The sequence below is a fragment of the Bradyrhizobium nitroreducens genome (assembly GCF_002776695.1).
Taxonomy (GTDB): Bacteria; Pseudomonadota; Alphaproteobacteria; order Rhizobiales; family Xanthobacteraceae; genus Bradyrhizobium; species Bradyrhizobium nitroreducens.
In genome coordinates this window covers 3,020,845-3,040,448 of the sequence record NZ_LFJC01000003.1, presented here as the reverse complement: position 1 = coordinate 3,040,448, position 19,604 = coordinate 3,020,845, and the positions used below count along the sequence as shown (strand labels likewise).

The 19,604-nt window shown below is 64.3% G+C and carries 19 protein-coding genes; 2 read left to right on the top strand and 17 right to left on the bottom strand.

From position 1 onward, the window contains the following. Position 1: 1 nt before the first annotated feature. From TSA1_RS14955 to TSA1_RS14875, 17 genes are all read right to left on the bottom strand, one after another. Complete coding sequence (locus TSA1_RS14955; RefSeq protein WP_100177025.1) at positions 2-1,195, bottom strand: class I SAM-dependent methyltransferase; 1,194 nt, start codon at positions 1,193-1,195, stop codon at positions 2-4. Next, positions 1,188-2,405 (bottom strand): class I SAM-dependent methyltransferase, encoded by a 1,218-nt coding sequence (locus TSA1_RS14950; protein ID WP_100177024.1) that lies wholly within the window; start codon positions 2,403-2,405, stop codon positions 1,188-1,190. The genes TSA1_RS14955 and TSA1_RS14950 overlap by 8 nt, the downstream gene beginning before the upstream one ends. Positions 2,406-2,615: 210 nt before the next feature. Next, complete coding sequence (locus TSA1_RS14945; RefSeq protein ID WP_245448259.1) at positions 2,616-4,904, bottom strand: hypothetical protein; 2,289 nt, start codon at positions 4,902-4,904, stop codon at positions 2,616-2,618. Positions 4,905-4,932: 28 nt separating this feature from the next. Further along, a complete protein-coding gene (locus tag TSA1_RS14940) occupies positions 4,933-5,937 on the bottom strand; it encodes a lysylphosphatidylglycerol synthase transmembrane domain-containing protein (RefSeq protein WP_245448257.1) in 1,005 nt (334 codons plus the stop codon). A gap of 36 nt (positions 5,938-5,973) precedes the next feature. Continuing rightward, positions 5,974-6,552 (bottom strand): WbuC family cupin fold metalloprotein, encoded by a 579-nt coding sequence (locus tag TSA1_RS14935; RefSeq protein WP_100177022.1) that lies wholly within the window; start codon positions 6,550-6,552, stop codon positions 5,974-5,976. Beyond that, on the bottom strand, positions 6,530-7,195 hold the full coding sequence (locus tag TSA1_RS14930; protein ID WP_100177021.1) for a class I SAM-dependent methyltransferase: 666 nt from the start codon (positions 7,193-7,195) through the stop codon (positions 6,530-6,532). Before TSA1_RS14930 ends, TSA1_RS14935 begins: the two co-directional genes overlap by 23 nt. A gap of 25 nt (positions 7,196-7,220) precedes the next feature. Continuing rightward, a complete protein-coding gene (locus TSA1_RS14925) occupies positions 7,221-7,613 on the bottom strand; it encodes an LIC12192 family sporadic carbohydrate cluster protein (RefSeq protein WP_100177020.1) in 393 nt (130 codons plus the stop codon). Then, positions 7,606-8,412: a sporadic carbohydrate cluster 2OG-Fe(II) oxygenase gene (locus TSA1_RS14920; RefSeq protein ID WP_100177019.1), complete on the bottom strand. Its 807-nt coding sequence runs from the start codon at positions 8,410-8,412 to the stop codon at positions 7,606-7,608. The genes TSA1_RS14925 and TSA1_RS14920 overlap by 8 nt, the downstream gene beginning before the upstream one ends. Next, on the bottom strand, positions 8,409-9,527 hold the full coding sequence (locus TSA1_RS14915; RefSeq protein WP_100177018.1) for a DegT/DnrJ/EryC1/StrS family aminotransferase: 1,119 nt from the start codon (positions 9,525-9,527) through the stop codon (positions 8,409-8,411). The genes TSA1_RS14920 and TSA1_RS14915 overlap by 4 nt, the downstream gene beginning before the upstream one ends. Continuing rightward, positions 9,517-10,623: a DegT/DnrJ/EryC1/StrS family aminotransferase gene (locus TSA1_RS14910; protein ID WP_100177017.1), complete on the bottom strand. Its 1,107-nt coding sequence runs from the start codon at positions 10,621-10,623 to the stop codon at positions 9,517-9,519. Before TSA1_RS14910 ends, TSA1_RS14915 begins: the two co-directional genes overlap by 11 nt. 8 nt (positions 10,624-10,631) lie before the next feature. Then, positions 10,632-11,591 (bottom strand): transketolase family protein, encoded by a 960-nt coding sequence (locus TSA1_RS14905; protein ID WP_100177016.1) that lies wholly within the window; start codon positions 11,589-11,591, stop codon positions 10,632-10,634. Between the two features lie 10 nt (positions 11,592-11,601). After that, positions 11,602-12,450 carry a transketolase gene (locus TSA1_RS14900; RefSeq protein WP_100177015.1) on the bottom strand — a complete coding sequence of 283 codons (849 nt, stop codon included), beginning with the start codon at positions 12,448-12,450 and terminating at the stop codon, positions 11,602-11,604. Beyond that, entirely contained in the window at positions 12,425-13,462 is a 1,038-nt protein-coding gene (locus tag TSA1_RS14895; RefSeq protein ID WP_174718910.1) for an aminoglycoside phosphotransferase family protein, read from the bottom strand. Before TSA1_RS14895 ends, TSA1_RS14900 begins: the two co-directional genes overlap by 26 nt. Beyond that, positions 13,459-14,070 carry an HAD family hydrolase gene (locus TSA1_RS14890; protein WP_245448255.1) on the bottom strand — a complete coding sequence of 204 codons (612 nt, stop codon included), beginning with the start codon at positions 14,068-14,070 and terminating at the stop codon, positions 13,459-13,461. Before TSA1_RS14890 ends, TSA1_RS14895 begins: the two co-directional genes overlap by 4 nt. A gap of 5 nt (positions 14,071-14,075) precedes the next feature. Beyond that, the gene (locus TSA1_RS14885; protein ID WP_100177013.1) at positions 14,076-15,077 is read right to left on the bottom strand and encodes an NAD-dependent epimerase/dehydratase family protein; all 1,002 of its coding nucleotides are present in this window, start codon (positions 15,075-15,077) and stop codon (positions 14,076-14,078) included. Between the two features lie 29 nt (positions 15,078-15,106). Next, positions 15,107-16,672, bottom strand: a complete 1,566-nt coding sequence (locus TSA1_RS14880) for a PfkB family carbohydrate kinase (protein ID WP_100177012.1) — start codon at positions 16,670-16,672, stop codon at positions 15,107-15,109. An 84-nt stretch (positions 16,673-16,756) separates the two neighbouring features. Further along, a complete protein-coding gene (locus TSA1_RS14875) occupies positions 16,757-17,773 on the bottom strand; it encodes an SDR family oxidoreductase (protein WP_100181129.1) in 1,017 nt (338 codons plus the stop codon). 165 nt (positions 17,774-17,938) lie between these two features. Between TSA1_RS14875 and TSA1_RS14870 the strand changes: the two genes are divergently transcribed. Both TSA1_RS14870 and TSA1_RS14865 read left to right on the top strand, forming a co-directional pair. Beyond that, positions 17,939-18,526, top strand: coding sequence for an SIS domain-containing protein (locus tag TSA1_RS14870; RefSeq protein WP_245448253.1), 588 nt, complete (start codon positions 17,939-17,941; stop codon positions 18,524-18,526). Between the two features lie 12 nt (positions 18,527-18,538). Further along, on the top strand, positions 18,539-19,558 hold the full coding sequence (locus TSA1_RS14865) for a lysylphosphatidylglycerol synthase transmembrane domain-containing protein (protein ID WP_100177010.1): 1,020 nt from the start codon (positions 18,539-18,541) through the stop codon (positions 19,556-19,558). Positions 19,559-19,604 lie beyond the last annotated feature (46 nt).

The following is a 19,604-nucleotide window of genomic DNA, read 5'->3' as shown; positions in this document are numbered from 1 at the left end:
CTCAGCGCTTCCGGACGACGAGGAAATGCGCCGGCTGTCCCCACGTGTTGATGAAGGCCGCATCCGACTGGGTGAGAGCGGTGACCGCGGCCGCGTCCCGCTGACCGATCGCGGCAAAGATGCGATGGAAACTGTCGAGCGTGGCGATGATGGCGTCGATGTCGGCAGCATCGTCGGCGAGAATGTCCGTGGACCGGATCGTCTCGCGCAGCGACGCGAGGCCCGCGATCACGCGCGGCAGGCTCTCGCCGAAGGGATTGTCGATCATGCCATCGACGTCGAGAACCAGCGCTTCGATCGATGCCGAGATCGCCTGGACTGCATCGGCCTTGCCGACGAGATAAAGCTTTCGACCGCCGAGGAAGCTCAGGCGGCTGCGGTCGAGATGGCGTGCGGCGCGCCGCAGCTTGTCGTCACCGGATAGCACCTTCTTGTGCCAGTAGATGTCCAGGCTGTCGCGGTAGGCGGGCCACGCCGAATGGACGTCGAAACCCTGGTCATGCGCCGCCGTGCACAACGCGGTTGCGTCGAGGAAGTAGCGATACCGGACGAACGGATTTTCCAGCACGTCCATCAGCCAGGATTCGAAACTGCGGGTGTGCGGAATGCTGTTCCACTTTGGCTCGAACAGCGCCTTCGCGTTGTCGAGCGGGGCGCGACCGGTCAAGGCCTTGCCGGCTGCATGGATCGCCTTGAGTGTGAGCTCGAAGAAGCCGCCATAGCGCTCGTAGTAGGACACGACGGCGTAACCGTCCTGATTGAGCAGGCGCTGGAAGATGCCGAGCCATTTTTCGCTCGGCTGCACGGTGTAGATGAAGCCCTCGGCATCGATGATGTCGAAGCGGCGATCGCTGCGGAAGCCCTCGACATCGGCCAAAGCGAGCTCGCGCAGACGCTGAGTGAGGCTGAAATGCGCGAAGTAGGCTTCGATCTTCGGGTGTGCGAGCCGGTTCGGCTCGGCGAGCGTCATGTTCGCCCCCCAGCCGGCAAACACCAGCGCGTTCTCGCCGGAATCGGGGCCGAACTCGAGCACCTCGGCATCGCGGAACAGCCTGGGCGGCAACACCAGCTTGTCCGAAAACAACTCGCGCCGCTGGCCGGCGTAGGCCTCGAGCTCGGCGGACGACTTGAAATTGCCGAACGTCGGCAGAACGTCCTGACGTTCGTAATAGTTGAAGAGCTTGTCCTCAGCCATGCCGCGACCTTAGCGACGCCTCGAGGCGATCGAGCTCGCTCCAGATATCGTTTGGCGCGAAGATCGAAACGATCTCGAGCGGACGCTTCACGCTCTCGCGCAGCCGGCTGGAGACCTTGGCCTCGTTCTCTTCGTTCACTGCCAGGAGACAGACGAGCGGCCCGGACTTGCCGGCGAGATCCTCTGGCGCGCGGATCGGAATGCCGGTGCCGGGCAGGAACAGCCCCTGGCGCTCCTTCTGGTCATCGACCGAGAGGTCGACGAGATCCGCGAGCTCATGGGCGTTGGTGAAGGTGCAGGCGCGGCAGCCGGCGCCGTAGATGGCGATCTCGGCACCGTTGGCGCGGGCCTTTGCCAGAACAGGCCGCAAGCGCGCGCCGTACTCACGCGCGCGCTGACCGAATTTCTCGCCGACGCCGGACGGCGCAGGTGGCGCCGTCACGGCGCCCTTGGCACGGCGGGCTGCGATCGCGAGGGTCCCGCCGCTGAAATTGTATTTCTTCACCGACACGGCCTCGAAGCCGTGGCGCGCCAGCAGCGCGAGCAGGGTCGGCTCGGTGAAATAGCTGACGTGCTCTTCCCAGAGGACGGAGAGGTCTCCCACCGCCGAGCCCGGGGCGAAATCGGGCACGTCGATGAACAGCAGTCCGTCGTCACTGAGCGCGATCTTCACGCAGTCGAAGAAGTTCTCGAAATCGACGATGTGCTCCAGCACCTGGCGCGATATGACGAGGTCGAACTTGCCGGACTGAGCGACAGCATCGTGGGCCATCTCCGGGCTCAGCATGTCGGCATAGACCTTGATGCCGCGCTCGCGGGCGATCTTGCCCGAGACCGGATTGGGCTCGACGCCGACCATGACCTTGGTGCCGCGCTCGCGCAGCTTGTCCATGAACAGGCCGTCGTTGCATCCGATCTCGAACACGGACTGATGCTTGGAGAATTTCGCGATGGTGTCGAGCTCGTCCGCCTGATGCGGCTCCGGCTTCCAGCTGCTGAAATTGTAGTTGAATTGCCGGTACAGAATCTCGGGATCGATCGGCTTGACGATCTGAGGCAGGCCGCAATCGCCGCAGGCCAGTACGTCGAACGGATAGCGTTCCTCCTGCTCGTTTCGGCTATGCCGAAGTCGATGCGCAATCGGCATCAGTCCGAGGTCGATGACCGGACGCAGGTTGGTCGAGTGGCAAAGGCGGCAATGGTCGGTCACGGTTTCAGCTCTTTGCAGGAAAACAGGGGAACGTCGGCGCCCCGAGGCGATACGCGGCGCAGTTGAAGCCTATATAGCCCCGCAGGCCGTGCCACAATTCTTAAGTTGGCCCGGGCAGGCCATTCACAAGCCTGGCGCCACTCTCGAGCTGGTACCCCTTGGCCTTCGTTTGGGCTCTTGCTTCCCGACATGCGCGGAACCGGCTAGGACCTAGTGACAGGTCATGAGCTGATCGAGGGCCGTGATGTCCGCTCGCTGGCCGTTGGGAGACAGGCGGTGCTTCACCACCTCGAACGGCTCGATCCCATAGGCCTGGCGATAGATGTCTTTCGATCTCGTCCGTAGCGCAGATATCCCGGCCTCGGCTTCGGGGCTCAGCGGCTGTCCGCCGTCCCTCCACGTCAACAGCCAGTAGTTCGGGGTCTCGCTATGCAAAGCGAACCGTTTCTCCAGCTCAGCGCTCTGAAAGACGTCGGAGAAGCCGTTGAGCCAGAAATCGCAATTCTGCTTCTGAACATAGAACAGCTTGACGCCAAGTGATCGAAGGGTGGCCTCGGCCGTATCGGCAGTCCCAAGTGCGATGTTCTTGAAATTGCGCGCGACGTCGCTCTGATAGGTATGGATGATCTTGCCGCGCGTGAGCAGCGGCGAGAAATAGCAGGGCACCATCGCGCGGTATCCGTTCAGCGCGAGAATCCGATCGGAGCCCGTGGATTGCTGCAGCTCGTCACAGCGCTGCCAGTTCAGGCTGACCCGGGGCATCTGGATGAGAGAGCGCCCGCCTGCAAAGGCGATGGCTCCGTCATCCCTGAAGCTCTGCCAGGGAAACCAGATCGTCATCCAGGCGCAAGCGGCAAGCAGCGCCAGGATAGCGACATTGGGTGCAAAGCGCCCGGCGAATATGGCCGGGACCAGCCGCCGCACGATGACCAGCCCCCAGCAGGCGATCGCGGCGGCCGCGAGCGGGAACAGCGCGTTGACGTGAATGGATAGCCTGATCAGGCTCGGAATGTTCAGCGTCATGTCCAGCAGCCGCACGCTGGCGACGTAGGCGATAACGATGAAGACGCCGGCGATACTGGGCAGGGGGCGCGATTTCGTGACGCTGGCGCGATCCGGAAACAACTTCGAATCGAGGAAAGAGATCGCGCAAGTCGTCGCCGCGATGAGAGCTGCAACCAGCACGACGGATTTGGCCTGCCTGATGAAGGCGACCACTCCCGACTTGCTGAGGAAATCGCTGACCTCCAGCGACTGCGCCAGCACGAAGAAATCAAGAATATCCAGGCTGCCGAACTGCGAGAAGCGCTCGACCGATGCGATCTTTCGAAAGAGCGAGTACGGGTTGGTCGCGGGGATTCCGAGATAGAGATAGTTGATGGAGAAGGCCAGGATGCACCCGGCAACCGCTCCACACCCGAGCAACAGGCTGGTGACGAGGCCGGATCGGTCGCGCTGAAGAACCTTGGTGAATACGCCCAGCGACGAAATCAGGAACACGAACGCCGCATAGAGCGGATAGGAGGCGGCGACGGCAAGGCCGCAAATGCCGGCGGCCAGCCGGTCGCGGGCTTGGGACGATCGAATGACGACCAGCAGGAAATAGACGAAGAATGCCGCCGTCTGCAGATGGTACTTGCCGAACTCCATGATGTAGAGGCCAGCCTTGACGCTCGGCATCGTGCGGGGCCAAGCAAGCCCGAGGATCGCCACGCCGAGCGCAATCGGTATCGCCGCGTCTTCCCAGCGGCGTCCGAGCGCCTGCAACGGCAGAACGAGGCGGGCGAGCTCGAAAATCACCGCGCCGATGCCGACGAAGTAGAGAAACGAAACGATCTGGGCGACATGGGGCGGCAGGAACGTCGCCATCAACAGATGCAGCCCGTTGCCATGGCCGATCTCGAAGTCGGAGAAGATGGGGTTGTCAGGCGCCAGCCAGATGCTGTGATTTCTCGCGACTTCTGCAAGATACGGGGCGTAGAGCTGCTGGACGTCGGTCGAGATGACGTCGGGTATGACCGCACGGTCGAGGAACACCGTCGCCAGTAGCCAAAGCCCCATCAGCGATGTTGCGACCAACGGCAGGGTCACCGCGGACTTCTGCGGCGTGCCGAAGCTGCGGCTATCCCACAGCAGCACCACGGTCGCACATCCGAGAACGATTTGCGGGTACAGGATCGAAAGTGCGCCGAAGCCAAATCCCGTCAGGATGAGCGCGGCTGCGCCGACAAAGAACTCGTCGACGCGCTGAGTGGGCTCGTGCTTGATGAGCGAGAACGTCAGGCGTCCGGTCGCCATGATGAGCCAGCCGAGATACGGCGTCAGGACGATCCAGGCGAGGACGTAAAATCGCGTCGTCCAACCGCCATCGAACAGCAGCGCACGGTAGGTCCCGGTTCGATTCACGAACCAGATGGAAAGCGCCGCGGGCACGAAGATGAGGACACGCGGCCACCACGTCTCGATGATGGCACGCAGACGCATCTCGCCGGCCGTCATCGTTTGATCTTGTCCAGAGGTGCTCATGCTAAACCGGCGCTGCATCCGTTCGTTCGGCGATGGCCCGCGCCTGGTCGGGGGTGAAGCCGGCGCGCTCGGGCGCGATCAGCCATACCAGCCCGCCGAACAGGCCGACGATCAGGCCGCCGAGGCCCAGCAAGACCGATATCGCGAGCGCCTTGTCGGATGCAATTCCAGCCAGACCAAGCGCGCCGACCATGGCGCCTTCGCGCACGCCCCAGCCTCCGATCGAGATCGGGACCGCGGAAGACAGGATGACGAGCGGAATCAGCACGAAGGCGCCGAGTGGGGAGAGTGGCGCTTGCAGTCCGACCGCAAGGACATAGCAGGTCGTGACGGTGATCAGGTGAACGACAATGGCCGATCCGATCAACGTGGCTCGCCCCTTCACCGCCAGCAACGGGGCTCTGACCAGGATCACGAATTGCACGACTTTGGCCGGCACGGCCGAGAGCAAGCGCGGTGGCCACCAATCCAGCGTCATGAGCGCGATTGCACCGAGGCACGCAGCGGCCAGAATGGTCACGATCGCGAAAAGGAGCGAGCTGTCCCGGACGAGAGGCAGCAGGAACGGCATTCCTGAGAGGACGATGAGGCCGAGGGCCAGCAGGGCCAAAAAGCGATCGGCCACGATGCTGCCGATCGTTTGCGACCATTGCACGCCCTGACGCCGCAGCATCCAGATCCGGACCGCATCGCCGCCCGCGGGCAATACCTGATTGAAAAAGGTGCTGACGATGAGAATGCGCCAGCCGGGCAGCCAACCGAGTGGCACGTTCATGGCGCGGAGGATCAGGATCCAGCGGTGGCAGAGGACGAAGGTCTGGGCGAACAGCAGCAGCACCGCAAGTGCCAGCACGCTCGGATCGACGGCAAGCAGATCCGTTTTCAGGGACGACAGGTCCTGGCTACGCAACAGCAACACCAGAATCCCGATCGACACCGCGAACTTGACCAGGGTAACCATTGCTTTTGCTGGCGGCTTCATCGGCTGGTGTTCGTCCTCGATCATTCACGGGTGGGATCGTCGAGCAGCGATAGGGGAAGTCTACGGTGTCGCCAGATGCTCCGCGGCGAGCGCGCCAGTCCTCGTGACGTAGTTCTGGACCTCGGCGGCGTCGCTGCCGTCCGGAGCCCAGTCGGGGAATGCCGTGCGCGAGGGATCGAACGGGCCGGCGGTGGTTTCGTGGAACACCAGCCACTCCGACGTGATCAGGATGGAATGAAAGACCTTCTCCGGCATGCGGTAGTAGCACCGCTTGCCCTGGCCGTAGGGCGCCATCTCGAGCACCTCGCGAATACGGCCGTCGTCCTCGAAGATCACGACCTGCGCAGTGCCCTCGATCACGTGGAACGATTCAGGTTTGCCGAGATGCTTGTGGGGGCGGACATAGGCCTCGCGGTGATGCACGATCAGCATCTCGTGCAGGCCGGACGAGGGATCGGGGTGCGTGCACAGCCGGCTGCGCAGGCGCGGGTTGCCGGCGGCGATGCGCTTCAGCTCCGCGATCGTGGCGTCATCCGCCGTGACGATGGGATCGTCGGAATAATAGACTTCCGGATTTTGCGCCCGCAGCGACGTCGTCCGGTGCGGGCCCGTCGCCTCATTCGAAGAAGATGAACCCATGGTCGCCCCGATAGCCGCATTTGTCGTAGATCCACGCCCAGGTTTCCGGGCCGTGGAAGCTCAGGCAGGTGAGCTGCCAGTAGAGGAGGTTCGCCTTCTCGCGCTCGTTGCGAAAGGATTCCACCATCAGATATTTCGAGGCACCGCGTCCGACGCGCTCGATCTCAGGCACCGCGCGGAACACGTCCTCGAGAGGAAGGTTGTGCAGCACACCGAGCGACACCACGAGGTCGAAGCTGTGATCGGGGTAGGGCAGCTTCACGGCGCTGCCGACCTCGAGCTGCGGCCGCACCTCCTCCTTGGCATTGGCGATGCCGTAGTCGGAGATGTCGATGCCGGCGATCGTGAGGTCGGGGACGAGCTGGGTGAACTCGTAGAGCAAATAGCCCTTGCCGCAGCCGACGTCGAGCACGCTCATGCCGGGCTTGATGCCGTAGCGGTCGATCAGGGTCTGGGCGAGGGGACGCCAGCGTCCGTCATAGCGATAGCCGCCATAGCCGTAGCGCCGGTCGCCATCCCAGTAGTCGCGCCCCCATTGCCGCGCGACGGTAGCGGATTCCGCCTTGTCGTGCTCGACCACGCGCTGAACGTAGTTCCGCCTGGTCGAGGCGTGCATCGATTGGAGCAGGTTGATCTCGCTCATGGGGCTCAACCGGTCCGCGGCATCGTCAAAGGATCGTCGCGTATTTGTTGACCAGCAGGATGTCTTCGATCGCCTGGATGTCTTTCGGCGACGACAGCGTGATTTCCTCGACGGCCGCGTGCAGGTCGCAGCCCTCGCGCAACACGCGGTCGTAGATCTCCCGTCGCCGTGCCTCGTCGGGCGGCAGCATGAAGATGCTGTAGAGGATCATGCCATTCAGGCGAGGCAGCTCGTCCAGGATGTCCTCGAGCACCATGTAGCTGCCGGGCATGATGTGCTCGACGGCGCTGAGCAGAAATTGCAGATTCTTCCGCCGCGCGTAGTCGCGGATCACGATGTTCTGGACATGCTGCGGGGTGCGGCTGCCGTTCAGCGGCCGCGCGCCGATATAGCCGCGATGGCCGGCTCGCTCAGCCATGGAAGCCTCCCGGCAGCTTGTATTGCATGCCGACCCGAGTCGCCGGACGCAGCAGGATCGGTTCGAAGAACTCGCCGAAGCGCTTGTCCGCGTAGGGCGACATGATGCTCTTGAACCGGCAGTTCATGCTCCAGCGCGTGCCGGGCTCTTCGTTGACGCGATTGCCGTGCATCAGGGTCTGGTTGAACAGCATCACGTGACCATAGGGAATCTCGATGAAGGTCGCGTGCGGCTTGATGGTGTTGTAGAGTTCCTCGGCGCTGCGCAGGTTCGCCATCCGGTCCTGCATCTCGCCGTTCAGCGACGGCGGCAGCAGATACATCGCCTTGGTGTGATGGACGTCCACCAGCGGCACCCACACCACGACCTCGAACGGCGAGTCGCCCGACCACACGTCGGAATGGGTGGCGAGCAGCGAGGAGCTGTCGCCGGGCATCTGGATGCTGAGATTGACGCGGCGCTGCATGCAGAGCTCGTTGCCGACGATGGTCTCGATCGTCGAGCGCGCGAGGCGGAAATAGGTCGGCCGGAACCACGCTTCGGCGTTGAGGCCGTTGAAGACGTGCAGCCGCAGGCCGTTGAGATCGTCGACGCTCACGCGGGTATGGATGCTGTCAAGCATCGCATAGGGATCGTTGCTGTGCGGCAGCTTGAGATAGTCCGCCGCGAGCTCGGCGGCGCGCCGCTGGATGCGGTCGAGGCCTGCGCGATCGTCGGCCGGCGTGGTGACGAAGCCGTTGTCGATAAAGCGCTGCGCCAGCGCCTGCTCATCGGCCTGAAGGAAGTCGGTATCCGTCATGCAAAATACTCCCGGGCGGTCGCGCAGATATGGCTGATGTCTGCGGCCGACAGGAACTGGTTGATGGGAAGCGTGAGGATCTGGTCCGCCTGCCGTTCCGTCACCGGGAACGCGCCGCGGCCCTGGCCGAGATGCGCCGCCGCCGGCTGCAGGTGGATCGGGACCGGATAGTGAATGGCGGTCTCGATGCCCTTGTCGGCAAGATATTTCTGGAAGTCGTTGCGGCGGTCGGTCTGCACCACGAAAGTGTGGAAGGTGTTGAACTCGATGTTGCGGCAGGGCGGAATGAACAGAGGGAGCCCGGCGAGCTCGGCGCGGTATTGCGCGGCGTTGCGTCGCCGGCGTTCGATCACCGAGGGCAAATGACGCAGGCGAATGCGCAGCACCTCGGCCTGCAGCGTGTCCAGCCGTGAGACGATGCCCCATTCCTGGACGTCGCTGCGGTTGATCAGACCGTGATTGCGCAGCCGGCGGATGCGGGCAGCCATCTCGGCGTCGGCGGTGACAAGGAAGCCGGCATCGCCCGCGGCGTTGAGATTTTTCAAGGGATGGGCGGAGAAGCAGCCGAACGTGCCGATGGTGCCGCTCATGCGGCCGTCATAGGTCGAGCCGATCGCCTGGGCGCTGTCCTCGATCACGGCGAGCGCATGCTTTTCCGCGATCGCCATCAGCGGGGTCATGTCGGCCATGCGCCCGGTCAGATGCACCGGCATGATCGCCTTGGTGCGCGGTGTGACGGCGGCCTCGACCGCGGCGGGGTCGATGTTCTGGTCGGGCAGCACGTCCGCAAAGACGGGCGTGGCGCCGACCGCGATGATCGCGGCGGTCGATGCCACGAACGAATTCGGCGGGGTGATCACCTCGTCGCCGGGACCGATGTCGAGCGCCCGCAAGGCGAGGATCAACGCGTCGGTGCCGGAATTCAGCGTCACGACATGGGGCGAGCCGAGATAGGCGGACAGCTCCTCCTCGAGCTTTCCGACCGCCGCGCCGCCGATGAAGTCGCCGCGCTGGAACACGCCCTCGACCGCCTGCATGATCTCGGCGCGCTCTTCCTCGAATTGCGCGGGAAGATTGACGTAACCGATGCGTCGGCGGCCGGTGTCAGCGTCCATGGCAGAACTTCCTGACGGTCTCGATGACGCGATCCTGCTGGGCGCGCGTCAGATGCTGGTCGACGGGGAAGCTGATGACTTCCTTGGCGTGGCGATCGGTGACCGGGAAGGTGCCGGGCGCGTAGCCGAGATGCTTGAGGCCTTCCTGCTGATACAGCGGGATCGGATAGTGGATCTTGGCCTCGATGCCGTTGTCCAGGCAGTATTTGTAGAGCTCGTCGCGGCGTTCGGCGAACACCATGTAGAGATGGTAGACGTGCTTCACGTTGGGTCGGCGCGGCGGGACGCGCAGGCCGGGAAGGCCGGCAAGGCCCGCGTCGTAATAGGCCGCGTTCTCGATCCGGCGCCGCGTGATCTCGCTGGTCTGGCCGATCAGCCAGTTGCCGACGACCGCCTGTAGCGAGTCGAGCCGCGAATTGCAGCCGAGGATGGAGATCTCGTCGCGGTTCTTCATGCCGTGGTTGCGGATCAGGCGGAGCTTCTCGTTCATGCCGTCGTCATTGGTGACGACCACGCCGGCATCGCCCCAGACGTTGAGGTTCTTGAGCGGATGCAGCGAGAAGCCGGCCGCGATGCCATGGGTGCCGGAGCGCTTGCCGGAAAACTCCGACAGGATGCCCTGGCAGGCGTCCTCGACCACGGGCAAATTGTGGCGCTGCGCGATCGGCATCAGCTTGCCCATGTCGGTGACCTCGCCGGTCAGCTGGACCGGCATGATCGCCTTGGTCTTCTTGGTGATGGCGGCTTCGACGTGGTCGACATTCATGCAGAAGGAATCGTCGCAGTCGACCAGCACGGGCGTTGCGCCGGTTTCCGCGATCGCGCCGACGGTGGCGATGAAGGTGTTGGCGGCGGTGATGACCTCGTCGCCGTGACCGATGCCGAGCGCCTTGAGCGGCAGCTTCAGCGCATCGGTGCCGGATCCGACGCCGATGGCGTGACGCACGCCGATCAGTTCGGCGAAGCGCTTCTCGAATTCGGCGACGGGCTTGCCAAGGGTGAAGTCACCGGTTGCAACCAGCCTGCCGATCTCGGCCAGGATCGGCGCGGGGTCGGAGAATTGCTCGAGCAGATAGGAATATCGAACGTCGTACATGTGACCCGTCAGGTGGAATGGAGTTGAGGAGAGGGAGTGGGCGAGGCGGCAAGCGTGCGCTCGATCGAGGTCGCGATGGCGCCGGCGGAAAGGCCGTGCTTCTTCAGCAGCGAGTCCTGCGAGCCGTAATTGTGCATGAAGCGGTCCGGCAGCGACAGCCGCAGCATCGCGGGCAGGCCCGAGCCGAGCTTGTCGATCAGCGTCTCGGCGACCGCGCTGCCGAGGCCGCCGGAGGGCACGTGCTCCTCCAGCGTCGCCAGCAGCTTGACGCCGCGGATCGCCTGCAGCAGCGCTTCGGTGTCGAGCGGCTTCACCGTGTGCATGTGCAGGATGCCGGCGCGAATGCCTTGCGCGGCCAAGAGGTCGGCTGCGGCCAGCGCCCGCTGCAGCATGATGCCGGTGGTCACCATGAGGACGTCGCCCGGGGGGCGCATCAGGATGGCCTTGCCGATCTCGAAGCCGTGCTCGGCCTTGGAGACGATGGCGTCGCCGCCCTTGCCGAGCCGAATGTAGATCGGGCCCTTCCAGTCCAGCGTGCGCTCCATCATGCGCGCCGCCTCGTCGGCGTCGCAGGGGCAGATCACCGTCATGTTCGGCAGTGCCCGCATGATGGCGATGTCTTCGATCGCCTGATGGGTGGGGCCAAGCGGCGCGTAGACGAGCCCGCCGCCATTGGCGATCAGCCGCACCGGCAGATTGTGCAGGCAGAGATCGACGGCGACCTGCTCGTAGCAGCGGCGGGTGAGGAAGGTCGCGATGGTGTTGACGTAGGGCACGAAGCCCTCCATCGCGAGCCCGGCCGACATGCCGATGATGTGGGCTTCCGAAATGCCCTCGATCAGATGGCGCTTGGGAAACTCCTTGCTCATCGCGCGCAGGGTGCCGGCGCCGGGATCGGAGCCGATGTAGAGCACTCGCTCGTCGCGCGCGGCGAGCTTGTGGACCATGTTCATCGCTGTGTTGCGCATGGGGAGCCGATCAAAAATCGCCGACGGCGACGCGGATGGCGTCGAGCTCGCTGTCGGACAGCTTGTTCTTGTGATGCCAATCCGCGTTGGATTCCGCAGCCGGCAGACCCTTGCCCTTGACGGTATGGCAGATCACCGCGGTGGGTTTGCCCGGAACGGCCGGGACCTGCTTCAGCACGGTGCGCAGGGCGCTGACGTCGTGGCCGTTGACCTCCTGCACGGCGAAGCCGAAGCTGCGCCATTTATCCGCGAGCGGCTCCAGCGGCAGCACGTAGTCGGTGGGCCCGTAGCTCTGCAGCTTGTTGTAGTCGATCATCGCGACGAGGTTGTCCAGGCCGTGCTTCGCCGCGCCCATCGCAGCCTCCCACACCGATCCCTCGTTGATCTCGCCGTCGCCGAGCAGGACGAAGGTCCGGTAGCTGCGGTCGCGCATGCGGGCGGCGAGCGCAAGGCCGACGCCGATCGACAGGCCGTGTCCGAGCGCGCCGGTCGAGGCCTCGACGCCCGGCACCATGCCGTATTCGGGATGTCCGCCCAAAATGCTGTCAGAGCCGCAGAAGCCGTCCAGCTCCGACAGCGGGAAGAAGCCGCGATCGGCGAGCAGCGCGTAGAGCGCGAGACAACCGTGTCCCTTGCTGAGGATGGCGCGGTCGCGATGGGGATCTTGCGGGTTCTGCGGGTCGATCCGCAGCACGTCGTCGTAGAGCACGCGGACCATCTCGATCAGCGACAAGGCGGGACCGACATGGCCGCGTCCGGCCGAGCGGACAGAACCGAGGACCAGGCGGCGCAAGTAAAGACTGCGCTCGTCCAGCGTGCAGGTGAGGGCGGCTTCAGCGTGGGGTGAGATCTGGATCACGTTGGCAAATCGTTTGATGGAGCCGGCGGGCTTTGTCGAGCTGGCCGGCAAGGCGGACCGTCAGATCGCCACCTTGCGCAGCCAGGGCGCGCCGGGAGCGGCTTTCCGGCAAATAAGCATTCAGGACAATCAGGCACCAAATCGCCCCGAACACAGGATACAGTACGTCCCGGCGGATCGCAAACGCGTCATCCCTAGCCGCGAAGGCTTGCGTGAGGCGTTCGATGAGGCGATTCGCGCTTGTTGCGGGCAGATCGCTGCCGGGGTGGATCGCGGTATCGGACAGCAGTTTGACCGGATCGTCCCAGCCGAAATATTCGAAGTCGATGAAGCGCAGCCGGCCGTCTTCGCCGCGCAGCGCGTTGTGCAGTCCGAAGTCGGACGGGCTCAATGCGCGATGTGCGGGCAAGAGGTCCGCGGCGGGATTCAGCCCCAGTTCCACATAGCGCTGGCGGAGCCGCCGAACTGCGGCGGCAGTGCTGGGAACCAGGCTGCCATCGATGAACGCACGCAGGTCCGGATGATCGCCCGAGGCCCGCCGCAATCCGTCGAGGCGCTGCTCATACTGGGCGATAGCTTCCTCGGGCGAAAAGATGCTGGCCGATGCGTTCCGCAAAGTCTGCGCGCCTTCGGCATCGCGCAGCTTCTGCAATTCGATCAGGAAATCGGCGAGCTGGTCGGCATCGCCGTCCTGGGGATGCAGTACCGCCGCTTCGCCGTCGAACCATTGATACAGCGCGCAGAACGCATCCGCGTCCTTCGCGATCGGCTGCGGCGTCGACAGGATGCCGTGGCGCGACAGAAACGACAGCGCGTCATATTCCTGCCCGAGGCGATCGCGCCCGTCGGAGGGATAGTGCTTGAGGGCGAGGGGCGGGCCCTCCGCCATCTCCAGACGAAACACCCTGTTGTTGCCGCCGGACCGCGCCGGTTGGGCGGCCGCGACCCGTGCTCCGGCCAGGCGGCTGCCGATCGAGATCGCATCCTGCGCGCTCAGGTCCGGCTCGCTCATGGCGCGAACACTCCGCGGCTTATATCGGCCCAGGTCGCGAGCGGCTCGCAATGAACGGGATGAGGGGGCCGCGATTGCGTGAACAGGATCGATCGCGTCGCCTTCGGAAAATGCGGCTGCTCGAAGACGTCGACGAGATCGTCGATGAAGATATCGAGATCGAGGCTCGCGAGCCGCTCGACCTTGGCGGCCATCGTGTCCTCGAAATAGACGTTGCCCGCGGCGACGGCCGCATCCGCGGCGTCGATCAGGCCGGCTCCCCGCAGCCAGCCGCGCGCGGCTTCGCGCAGGTCGGTGTGGTCGGGATCCTGGTGGCCGAACTGCGTCTTGTGGCTGACGATGTAGACGCTCGCGCCGGCCTTGCGGCAGCTTGCGAGAAACTCGCGCACGCCAGGATAGATCTCGGCGCCGCCGATGCCTTTGCCGTAGACGAAGCCTTGCAGCCCCTGCCAGGCCAGCTCGCCGCCGGGGCGGGATCGCAGGAAATCCCGAACGTCGGTCTTCAGCCCCGCCCAGCCCTCGGGCACCAGCCCACGCTGGTGCGCGACGGCGGCGAAGACCCTGTCGTAGCAGATGATCGTGTTGTCGAAATCGATGCCGATCCGCACGCCGCTCACTTCAGGCTGATGTTCTGCATCATCTTGATGTTGAAGTACCGGGGATCGTTCAGCGAGTTCGGCAGGCGGCCGGCCTTGAAGGCGTCCACGAGGCCGGAGACGGCCTGCTCGATCGTGTGCGTCGGCGCAAATCCGAGCTCGCGGCGGATCTTCTCCGAGGAGACGTGGTAGGAGCGGAGATCGTCGGTCGGCTCGACGGCGACCTCGACGTTGTTGCCGACCACCGACTTGACGATGTCGGCGATCTTCATCAGCGCGTGGTTTTCGTAGCCGATGTTGTAGGTCTTGCCGTCGATCTTGGCGTCGTCCTGCTGGAGCAGGAACAGATAGGCCGCCGACATGTCCTGGATGTGCAGGTTCGGCCGCTTCTGCGTTCCGCCGAACACACGGATGCGGCCGGTGTTGACCGCGAGGTTGGTCAGGATGTTGACGACGACGTCGAGCCGCTGCCGCGGAGCGTAGCCGCAGACCGTGGCGGGACGAACCGTGCAGGTGACGAAGCCGGAGGCGGCCTCGTCGGCGAGATCGGTCTCGCACATCGCCTTGTACTTCGAATAGTCCGTGAGCGGTTCGCAGGACAGCTCCTCGGTCACCTCGGCCTCGTCCTTGATGCCGTAGACGCTCGACGAGGAGGCGTAGATGAAGCGCTTGATGCCCGCCTTCTTGGCGGCGCGCACCATCGGGCGGAAGCAGTCGTAGTTGATGGACTTGCCGAGCCCCGGATCCAGCTCGAACGAGGGGTCGTTGGAGATGCAGGCGAGGTGGATCACCGCGTTGTTGCCGCGCAGCGCCTCGTTGATCGCGGCCTCATCGCGGATGTCGCCCTTGATCAGGCGAAGATTGGGATTGTCGCGGACGGCGTTGAAGACGTCCTCGCCGTACATGAAGAGGTCGAGCACGGTGACCTTGTGGCCCGCCGCCAGCAATTGCGGAACCAGCACGCTGCCGACATAGCCGGCGCCACCGGTGACCATCACGTTCCATTTCTGATCAATCACTGTCGTTCTCCAGATTTTTTCGGTCGCGCTTACTTCAACAACGCGGTGACAAACTTGACCAGCGGCGCCTTCTCGACCGAGCTGCGGTGACCGACGATGCCGACCTTGATCGCGCCCGCCGCGTTGCCGATGAAGGCGACGTCCTCGATGTTGCCGCCGGCCGCCACCAGCGGCGCCGTGATCGTCAGGAAGGCGTCGCCGGCGCCGACCGTGTCGACCACTGTCTTGGTGAAGGCGGGCACGCGCGCGACGCCGGTCTTCGACGAGAAGGGGTAGCAGCCGAACGAGCCGTGCGTGATGATCATGTTGTCGCAATCGATCTTGCGATGCAGGCCGTCCTCGATCACCGAGGCTATGTCGTTGAACTTGTCGGTGGCGGCGAGCCGCGCTTCCGGCGCGTCGATGCAGATGTAGTCGGCCTTTGGATACTTCGTGATCAGATTGTAGCCGTGGTTGCCGCTGTTGCTCTGGGCGTTGACCGCCAGGAACTTGGAGTTCGCGATCAGCGTCTCGATCGTGCTGGACGCGATCATGCCGTGACCGAAATCGGTGACGATGACGACGTCCGCGCCGCGCACGCGCTCGGCGGTGACGCGGTCGATCTCCTTGCGCGTGGTCTCCTCGAGCGGCGTGTCGTCCATCGTGTAGACTTCGAACAGCTTGTGCAGATAGCCCATCTCGACGTACCGCAATTTTCGGGTGGTCGGGCGGCCCTGGATGCGGATCGGCGTCAGCGTGACGTTCGGGCGGACATGCGCGCGGATGAACTCCTCGGGGTAGTCGTTGCCGCCGAGCGTCGTGACGATCTCGACCGACTTGCAGAAGCTCGCGACGTGGTTGGCCGCGGCGATCACGCCGCCGGCAAACTGCTCGCCGTTCTTGAGCAGGGTCGCGACGATGTTCTCCTTGGACGCCTTTCCGAGCGCCGTGACGTACTGGTATTCGTCGATGATGGTGTCGCCGACCAGCACGACGTGCATGTCCTGGATCTTGTCGATCAGCTTCAGCAGGCGGTCGGCGCCGCCGCCTTCGCGCACCTTCTGCAGGTAGTCGCGCAGGGGAGGATCGTAGATGTCGAAATAGCGGTTCAACAGCGACGACGAAGAGAAGGTCACGTCGCGCGTGAAGACGATGCGCCCGCCATGGCGCTCGACGGCCTCGCGCTCGACGGCGATCTTGCCGGTGACATCGTCCTCGGGGTTCTCATAGTCCGAGCCCTTCACGTAGATGTCGGGGCGCACGGTGTCGAGGACCGGCTCGGCGCTGGAGGTCAGGTTGATGCCGACCCAGTCGACCGTGCCGAGCGCGGCGAGCATCTCGGCGCGCATGTTCTCCGGAAAGATCGGCCGTCCCGGGCCCTTGTTGACGAAACGGTCGGCGGTGATGGTCACGATGACCACGTCGGCCTCGTTGCGCGCCGCCAGGATGTGCCGGACGTGGCCGAGATGCACCAGATCGAACACGCCGTGACAGAGCGCGACGGTCAGGCCCTTGGCCTGCGCGGCGCGCGCGATCTCGCCGAGCTCCTCGATCGTCCTGATCTTGTCGTGCGGGGCCGGATGGACGGCCGGCTTGTCTTTCGGAGCATTACCCATGTGAATTACCCAAAGCGCCGGTAGGTCTCAGATGGCCGCCCGGAAAATGATCGAATCGCAAGCAACGTTATCCGGCGAACCTGTTCAAGAGCTTGCCTTTTGCGGCGAGCCGTTGTCGTCACCGAGATATTTGAACCAGTCCTTGGTGGCGTCGGCGATCTTGTCGACCGTCCACAGCGGCGCGTCCTTGTACTGATCCATCGATTTCAGCATCGTCGCGACGCCGTCCTCGAATTTCACCTTCGGCGTCCAGTTCAGGACCCGCTTGATCTTGGTGATGTCGGCGTAGGTGCAATCGGGCTCGCCCGGACGCTTGGGAATATGGACCTTGTCGCCGCCGAGAAGCTCGACCAGCCGGTTGACGCTGTAGGTGTTGTCCGAGCCGACGTTGAGTATTTCGTGCGAGACATCGGAGCGGGCAGCGGTGACGAAGGCGTCGGCGACGTCGCTCACGAAGGTGAAGTCGCGCGTCTGCTCGCCGTCGCCGACCACCGTGAAGGGCTTGCCGGCGAGCTTCTGCGCCATGAACACGCCGAACACGGCGCCGTAGGTGCCGGTGGTCCGATGGCGCGGCCCATAGACGTTGAACAGGCGCAGCGCGACCGCAGGCAGCTTGTAGACCTGGCACCAGTGCATGACGCACTGCTCGCCGAGATTTTTGGTAAGCGCGTAGGGATACATCGGCCGGATCTCGGCGCTCTCCGGCGTCGGATAGACGTCGGGAATGCCGTAGCAGGACGAGGATGCGGCGTAGACGAAGCGCTTGGCGCCGGCGTGCCGCGCCGCCTCGAGAACGTTGACCGTGCCGTCGACATTGGCGCGATGATACGGGATCGGGGACTCGATCGAGGGAACGATGTCCGCGAGCGCGGCGAGGTGGAAAACCCAGTCGATCCCGTGGAAATACGGTTTGATCGATTCGAGGTCGGTGACGTCGGCCCGCACGACCTTCAGCTGGCTCGAATTGGCGCGCGAGGCCAGATTTTCGGGGCGGCCGATCACGAAATTATCGAGCGCGACCACTTCATGGCCATCGTCGAGGAGGCGGTCGACGAGGTGACTTCCGATGAAACCAGCGCCACCAGTAACAATGCATTTCATGGGGAACATCCGTGACGCGAATGCCCAGCGAAACAGGCCCGCCAATGTTAAGTGAAACCCGAAAGCCGACTATCAGCCGCTCGCCGACTTTGCAAGCATTATACCTTTGCAATCCCTAGTAATAGCCGGTATCAGGGCGTCATGTTGCAGCCGAGCCGCCAGCCCATGCCAGTCGAGTCCGTCGATCCCGATCACAAGGCTTTCCTCGACGACTATGTGGGGCGTCTCCATCGCGCGACGGCGATCGACGATCGCGTTTTCGCTCAGATCTCCGCCACCCGCGCGATCTGGTTGCGCGTGCGCGAGCAGGGCGGCCGCGTCATCTTCATCGGCAACGGCGGCTCCGCCGGCATCGCCTCGCATCTGGCGATCGATCTTGCGAAGAACGCATCGGTGCCCGCGCTCTGCTTCAGCGACGCGAGCATGATGTCGTGCCTTGCCAACGACTACGGGTTCGAGGATTGGATCGCGCACGCCGTGCGGCTGAACGCCCGTGCCGGGGACTGCCTCGTCGCGATCAGCTCGTCGGGGCGGTCGAAGAACATCCTCAATGCGGTTGCGCAGGCGCGCTCGATGAAGCTCGACGTGATCACGCTGTCGGGGATGAATGCGGACAATCCCCTGCGCAATCTCGGCGACGTCAATTTCTTCGTCGACAGCCGCAGCTACAACATTGTCGAGACCACGCACCAGTTCTGGATGATGGCCGCGATCGACCTCGTCATCGGTCGTGCGGAATATCCGGCGTCCTGAGGCGGGCATCCGATGCAGTCGCGATTCAAGCAGGCGGCCCTGTTTTCGGTAAAGCTGCTGCTGTCGATCGCGGTGCTGGTCTACATCGCGCGCGGTCTCGACCTGCAGCGGTTGCGGAGCCATCTGGTCTCGGTCGATCCTTTGCTGTTCGTCCTCGCGCTGGCGCTGATCTTCTTCCAGACCTTCTTGCTCAACGGCCGCTGGGAGCTGATCATGCGCGCGCTCGGCGTGTCGCTGGATTGGCTCGCGGGCTGGCGGATCCTGATGATCAGCCTCTGGTTCAATCAGGTGTTGCCGTCCTCGGTCGGCGGTGACGCGGTGCGGATGTGGCTGCTGCGCCAGCGCGGCGTGCAGTGGCCGGAGGCGGTCAAGGGCGTCGCGGCCGACCGGTTCACGGCGTTGATCGGGCTGATTGCGCTGATGGTGGCCGGATTGCCCTTCCTGTTGTCTCGCGTGTCCGATCAGGCCGCGATCCTGGCCATCGGTGGGCTGACGCTGGCCGGCGTCGCCGGCACCGTGGTTCTGTTGACGCTCGACCGGCTGCCCAAACGCCTCATCGCCCATCGGGCGATCGCAAGCTTCGTCCGGTTCGGGGCGCTGGTCCGGTTCCTTCTCTTGCAGTCCGAGCGCCGCGCTTTGCTGTTCGGGTCGGCGCTGCTCATCCATCTCGTGACCGCGGCGGCCTGCTTCGCCCTAGCGCGCGGTGTCGGAGCGCAGCTCTCGGTGGTGGATGCCGGCATCCTGATTCCGCCCGTGGTGCTGTTGACGGCGGTTCCGATCTCGATCAGCGGCTGGGGCGTTCGCGAGGGGGCGATGGTCGCCTGTCTCGGCCTGGCGGGTGTCCCTTCCGAGGAAGCGCTGTCGGTGTCGCTCCTGCTCGGCGCCATCAGCGTGATCATCGGGCTCGTCGGCGGCGCCATCTGGCTGGCAAGTCCGGAGCGCGGATCGTATTCAGCTGACAAGGCCGCCATGGCGGCGCAGGACGCCCCCAGCTACGACGGGCTGGGCAAGGAAGTTTCGAGTCACCCATGACCCGCTTCAGCTCGTTGCTGCCGGTCTGGACTTCACGGGGTGGGAT

What these genes read in the sequence shown, in the direction of transcription:
- TSA1_RS14955 (WP_100177025.1), bottom strand. Translation starts at nt 1,195, where the DNA reads ATGGCTGAGGACAAGCTCTTCAACTATTACGAACGTCAGGACGTTCTG.
- TSA1_RS14945 (WP_245448259.1), bottom strand. Translation starts at nt 4,904, where the DNA reads ATGACGGCCGGCGAGATGCGTCTGCGTGCCATCATCGAGACGTGGTGG.
- TSA1_RS14940 (WP_245448257.1), bottom strand. Translation starts at nt 5,937, where the DNA reads ATGATCGAGGACGAACACCAGCCGATGAAGCCGCCAGCAAAAGCAATG.
- TSA1_RS14935 (WP_100177022.1), bottom strand. Translation starts at nt 6,552, where the DNA reads ATGGGTTCATCTTCTTCGAATGAGGCGACGGGCCCGCACCGGACGACG.
- TSA1_RS14930 (WP_100177021.1), bottom strand. Translation starts at nt 7,195, where the DNA reads ATGAGCGAGATCAACCTGCTCCAATCGATGCACGCCTCGACCAGGCGG.
- TSA1_RS14925 (WP_100177020.1), bottom strand. Translation starts at nt 7,613, where the DNA reads ATGGCTGAGCGAGCCGGCCATCGCGGCTATATCGGCGCGCGGCCGCTG.
- TSA1_RS14920 (WP_100177019.1), bottom strand. Translation starts at nt 8,412, where the DNA reads ATGACGGATACCGACTTCCTTCAGGCCGATGAGCAGGCGCTGGCGCAG.
- TSA1_RS14915 (WP_100177018.1), bottom strand. Translation starts at nt 9,527, where the DNA reads ATGGACGCTGACACCGGCCGCCGACGCATCGGTTACGTCAATCTTCCC.
- TSA1_RS14910 (WP_100177017.1), bottom strand. Translation starts at nt 10,623, where the DNA reads ATGTACGACGTTCGATATTCCTATCTGCTCGAGCAATTCTCCGACCCC.
- TSA1_RS14905 (WP_100177016.1), bottom strand. Translation starts at nt 11,591, where the DNA reads ATGCGCAACACAGCGATGAACATGGTCCACAAGCTCGCCGCGCGCGAC.
- TSA1_RS14895 (WP_174718910.1), bottom strand. Translation starts at nt 13,462, where the DNA reads ATGAGCGAGCCGGACCTGAGCGCGCAGGATGCGATCTCGATCGGCAGC.
- TSA1_RS14880 (WP_100177012.1), bottom strand. Translation starts at nt 16,672, where the DNA reads ATGGGTAATGCTCCGAAAGACAAGCCGGCCGTCCATCCGGCCCCGCAC.
- TSA1_RS14875 (WP_100181129.1), bottom strand. Translation starts at nt 17,773, where the DNA reads ATGAAATGCATTGTTACTGGTGGCGCTGGTTTCATCGGAAGTCACCTC.
- TSA1_RS14870 (WP_245448253.1), top strand. Translation starts at nt 17,939, where the DNA reads ATGCCAGTCGAGTCCGTCGATCCCGATCACAAGGCTTTCCTCGACGAC.
- TSA1_RS14865 (WP_100177010.1), top strand. Translation starts at nt 18,539, where the DNA reads ATGCAGTCGCGATTCAAGCAGGCGGCCCTGTTTTCGGTAAAGCTGCTG.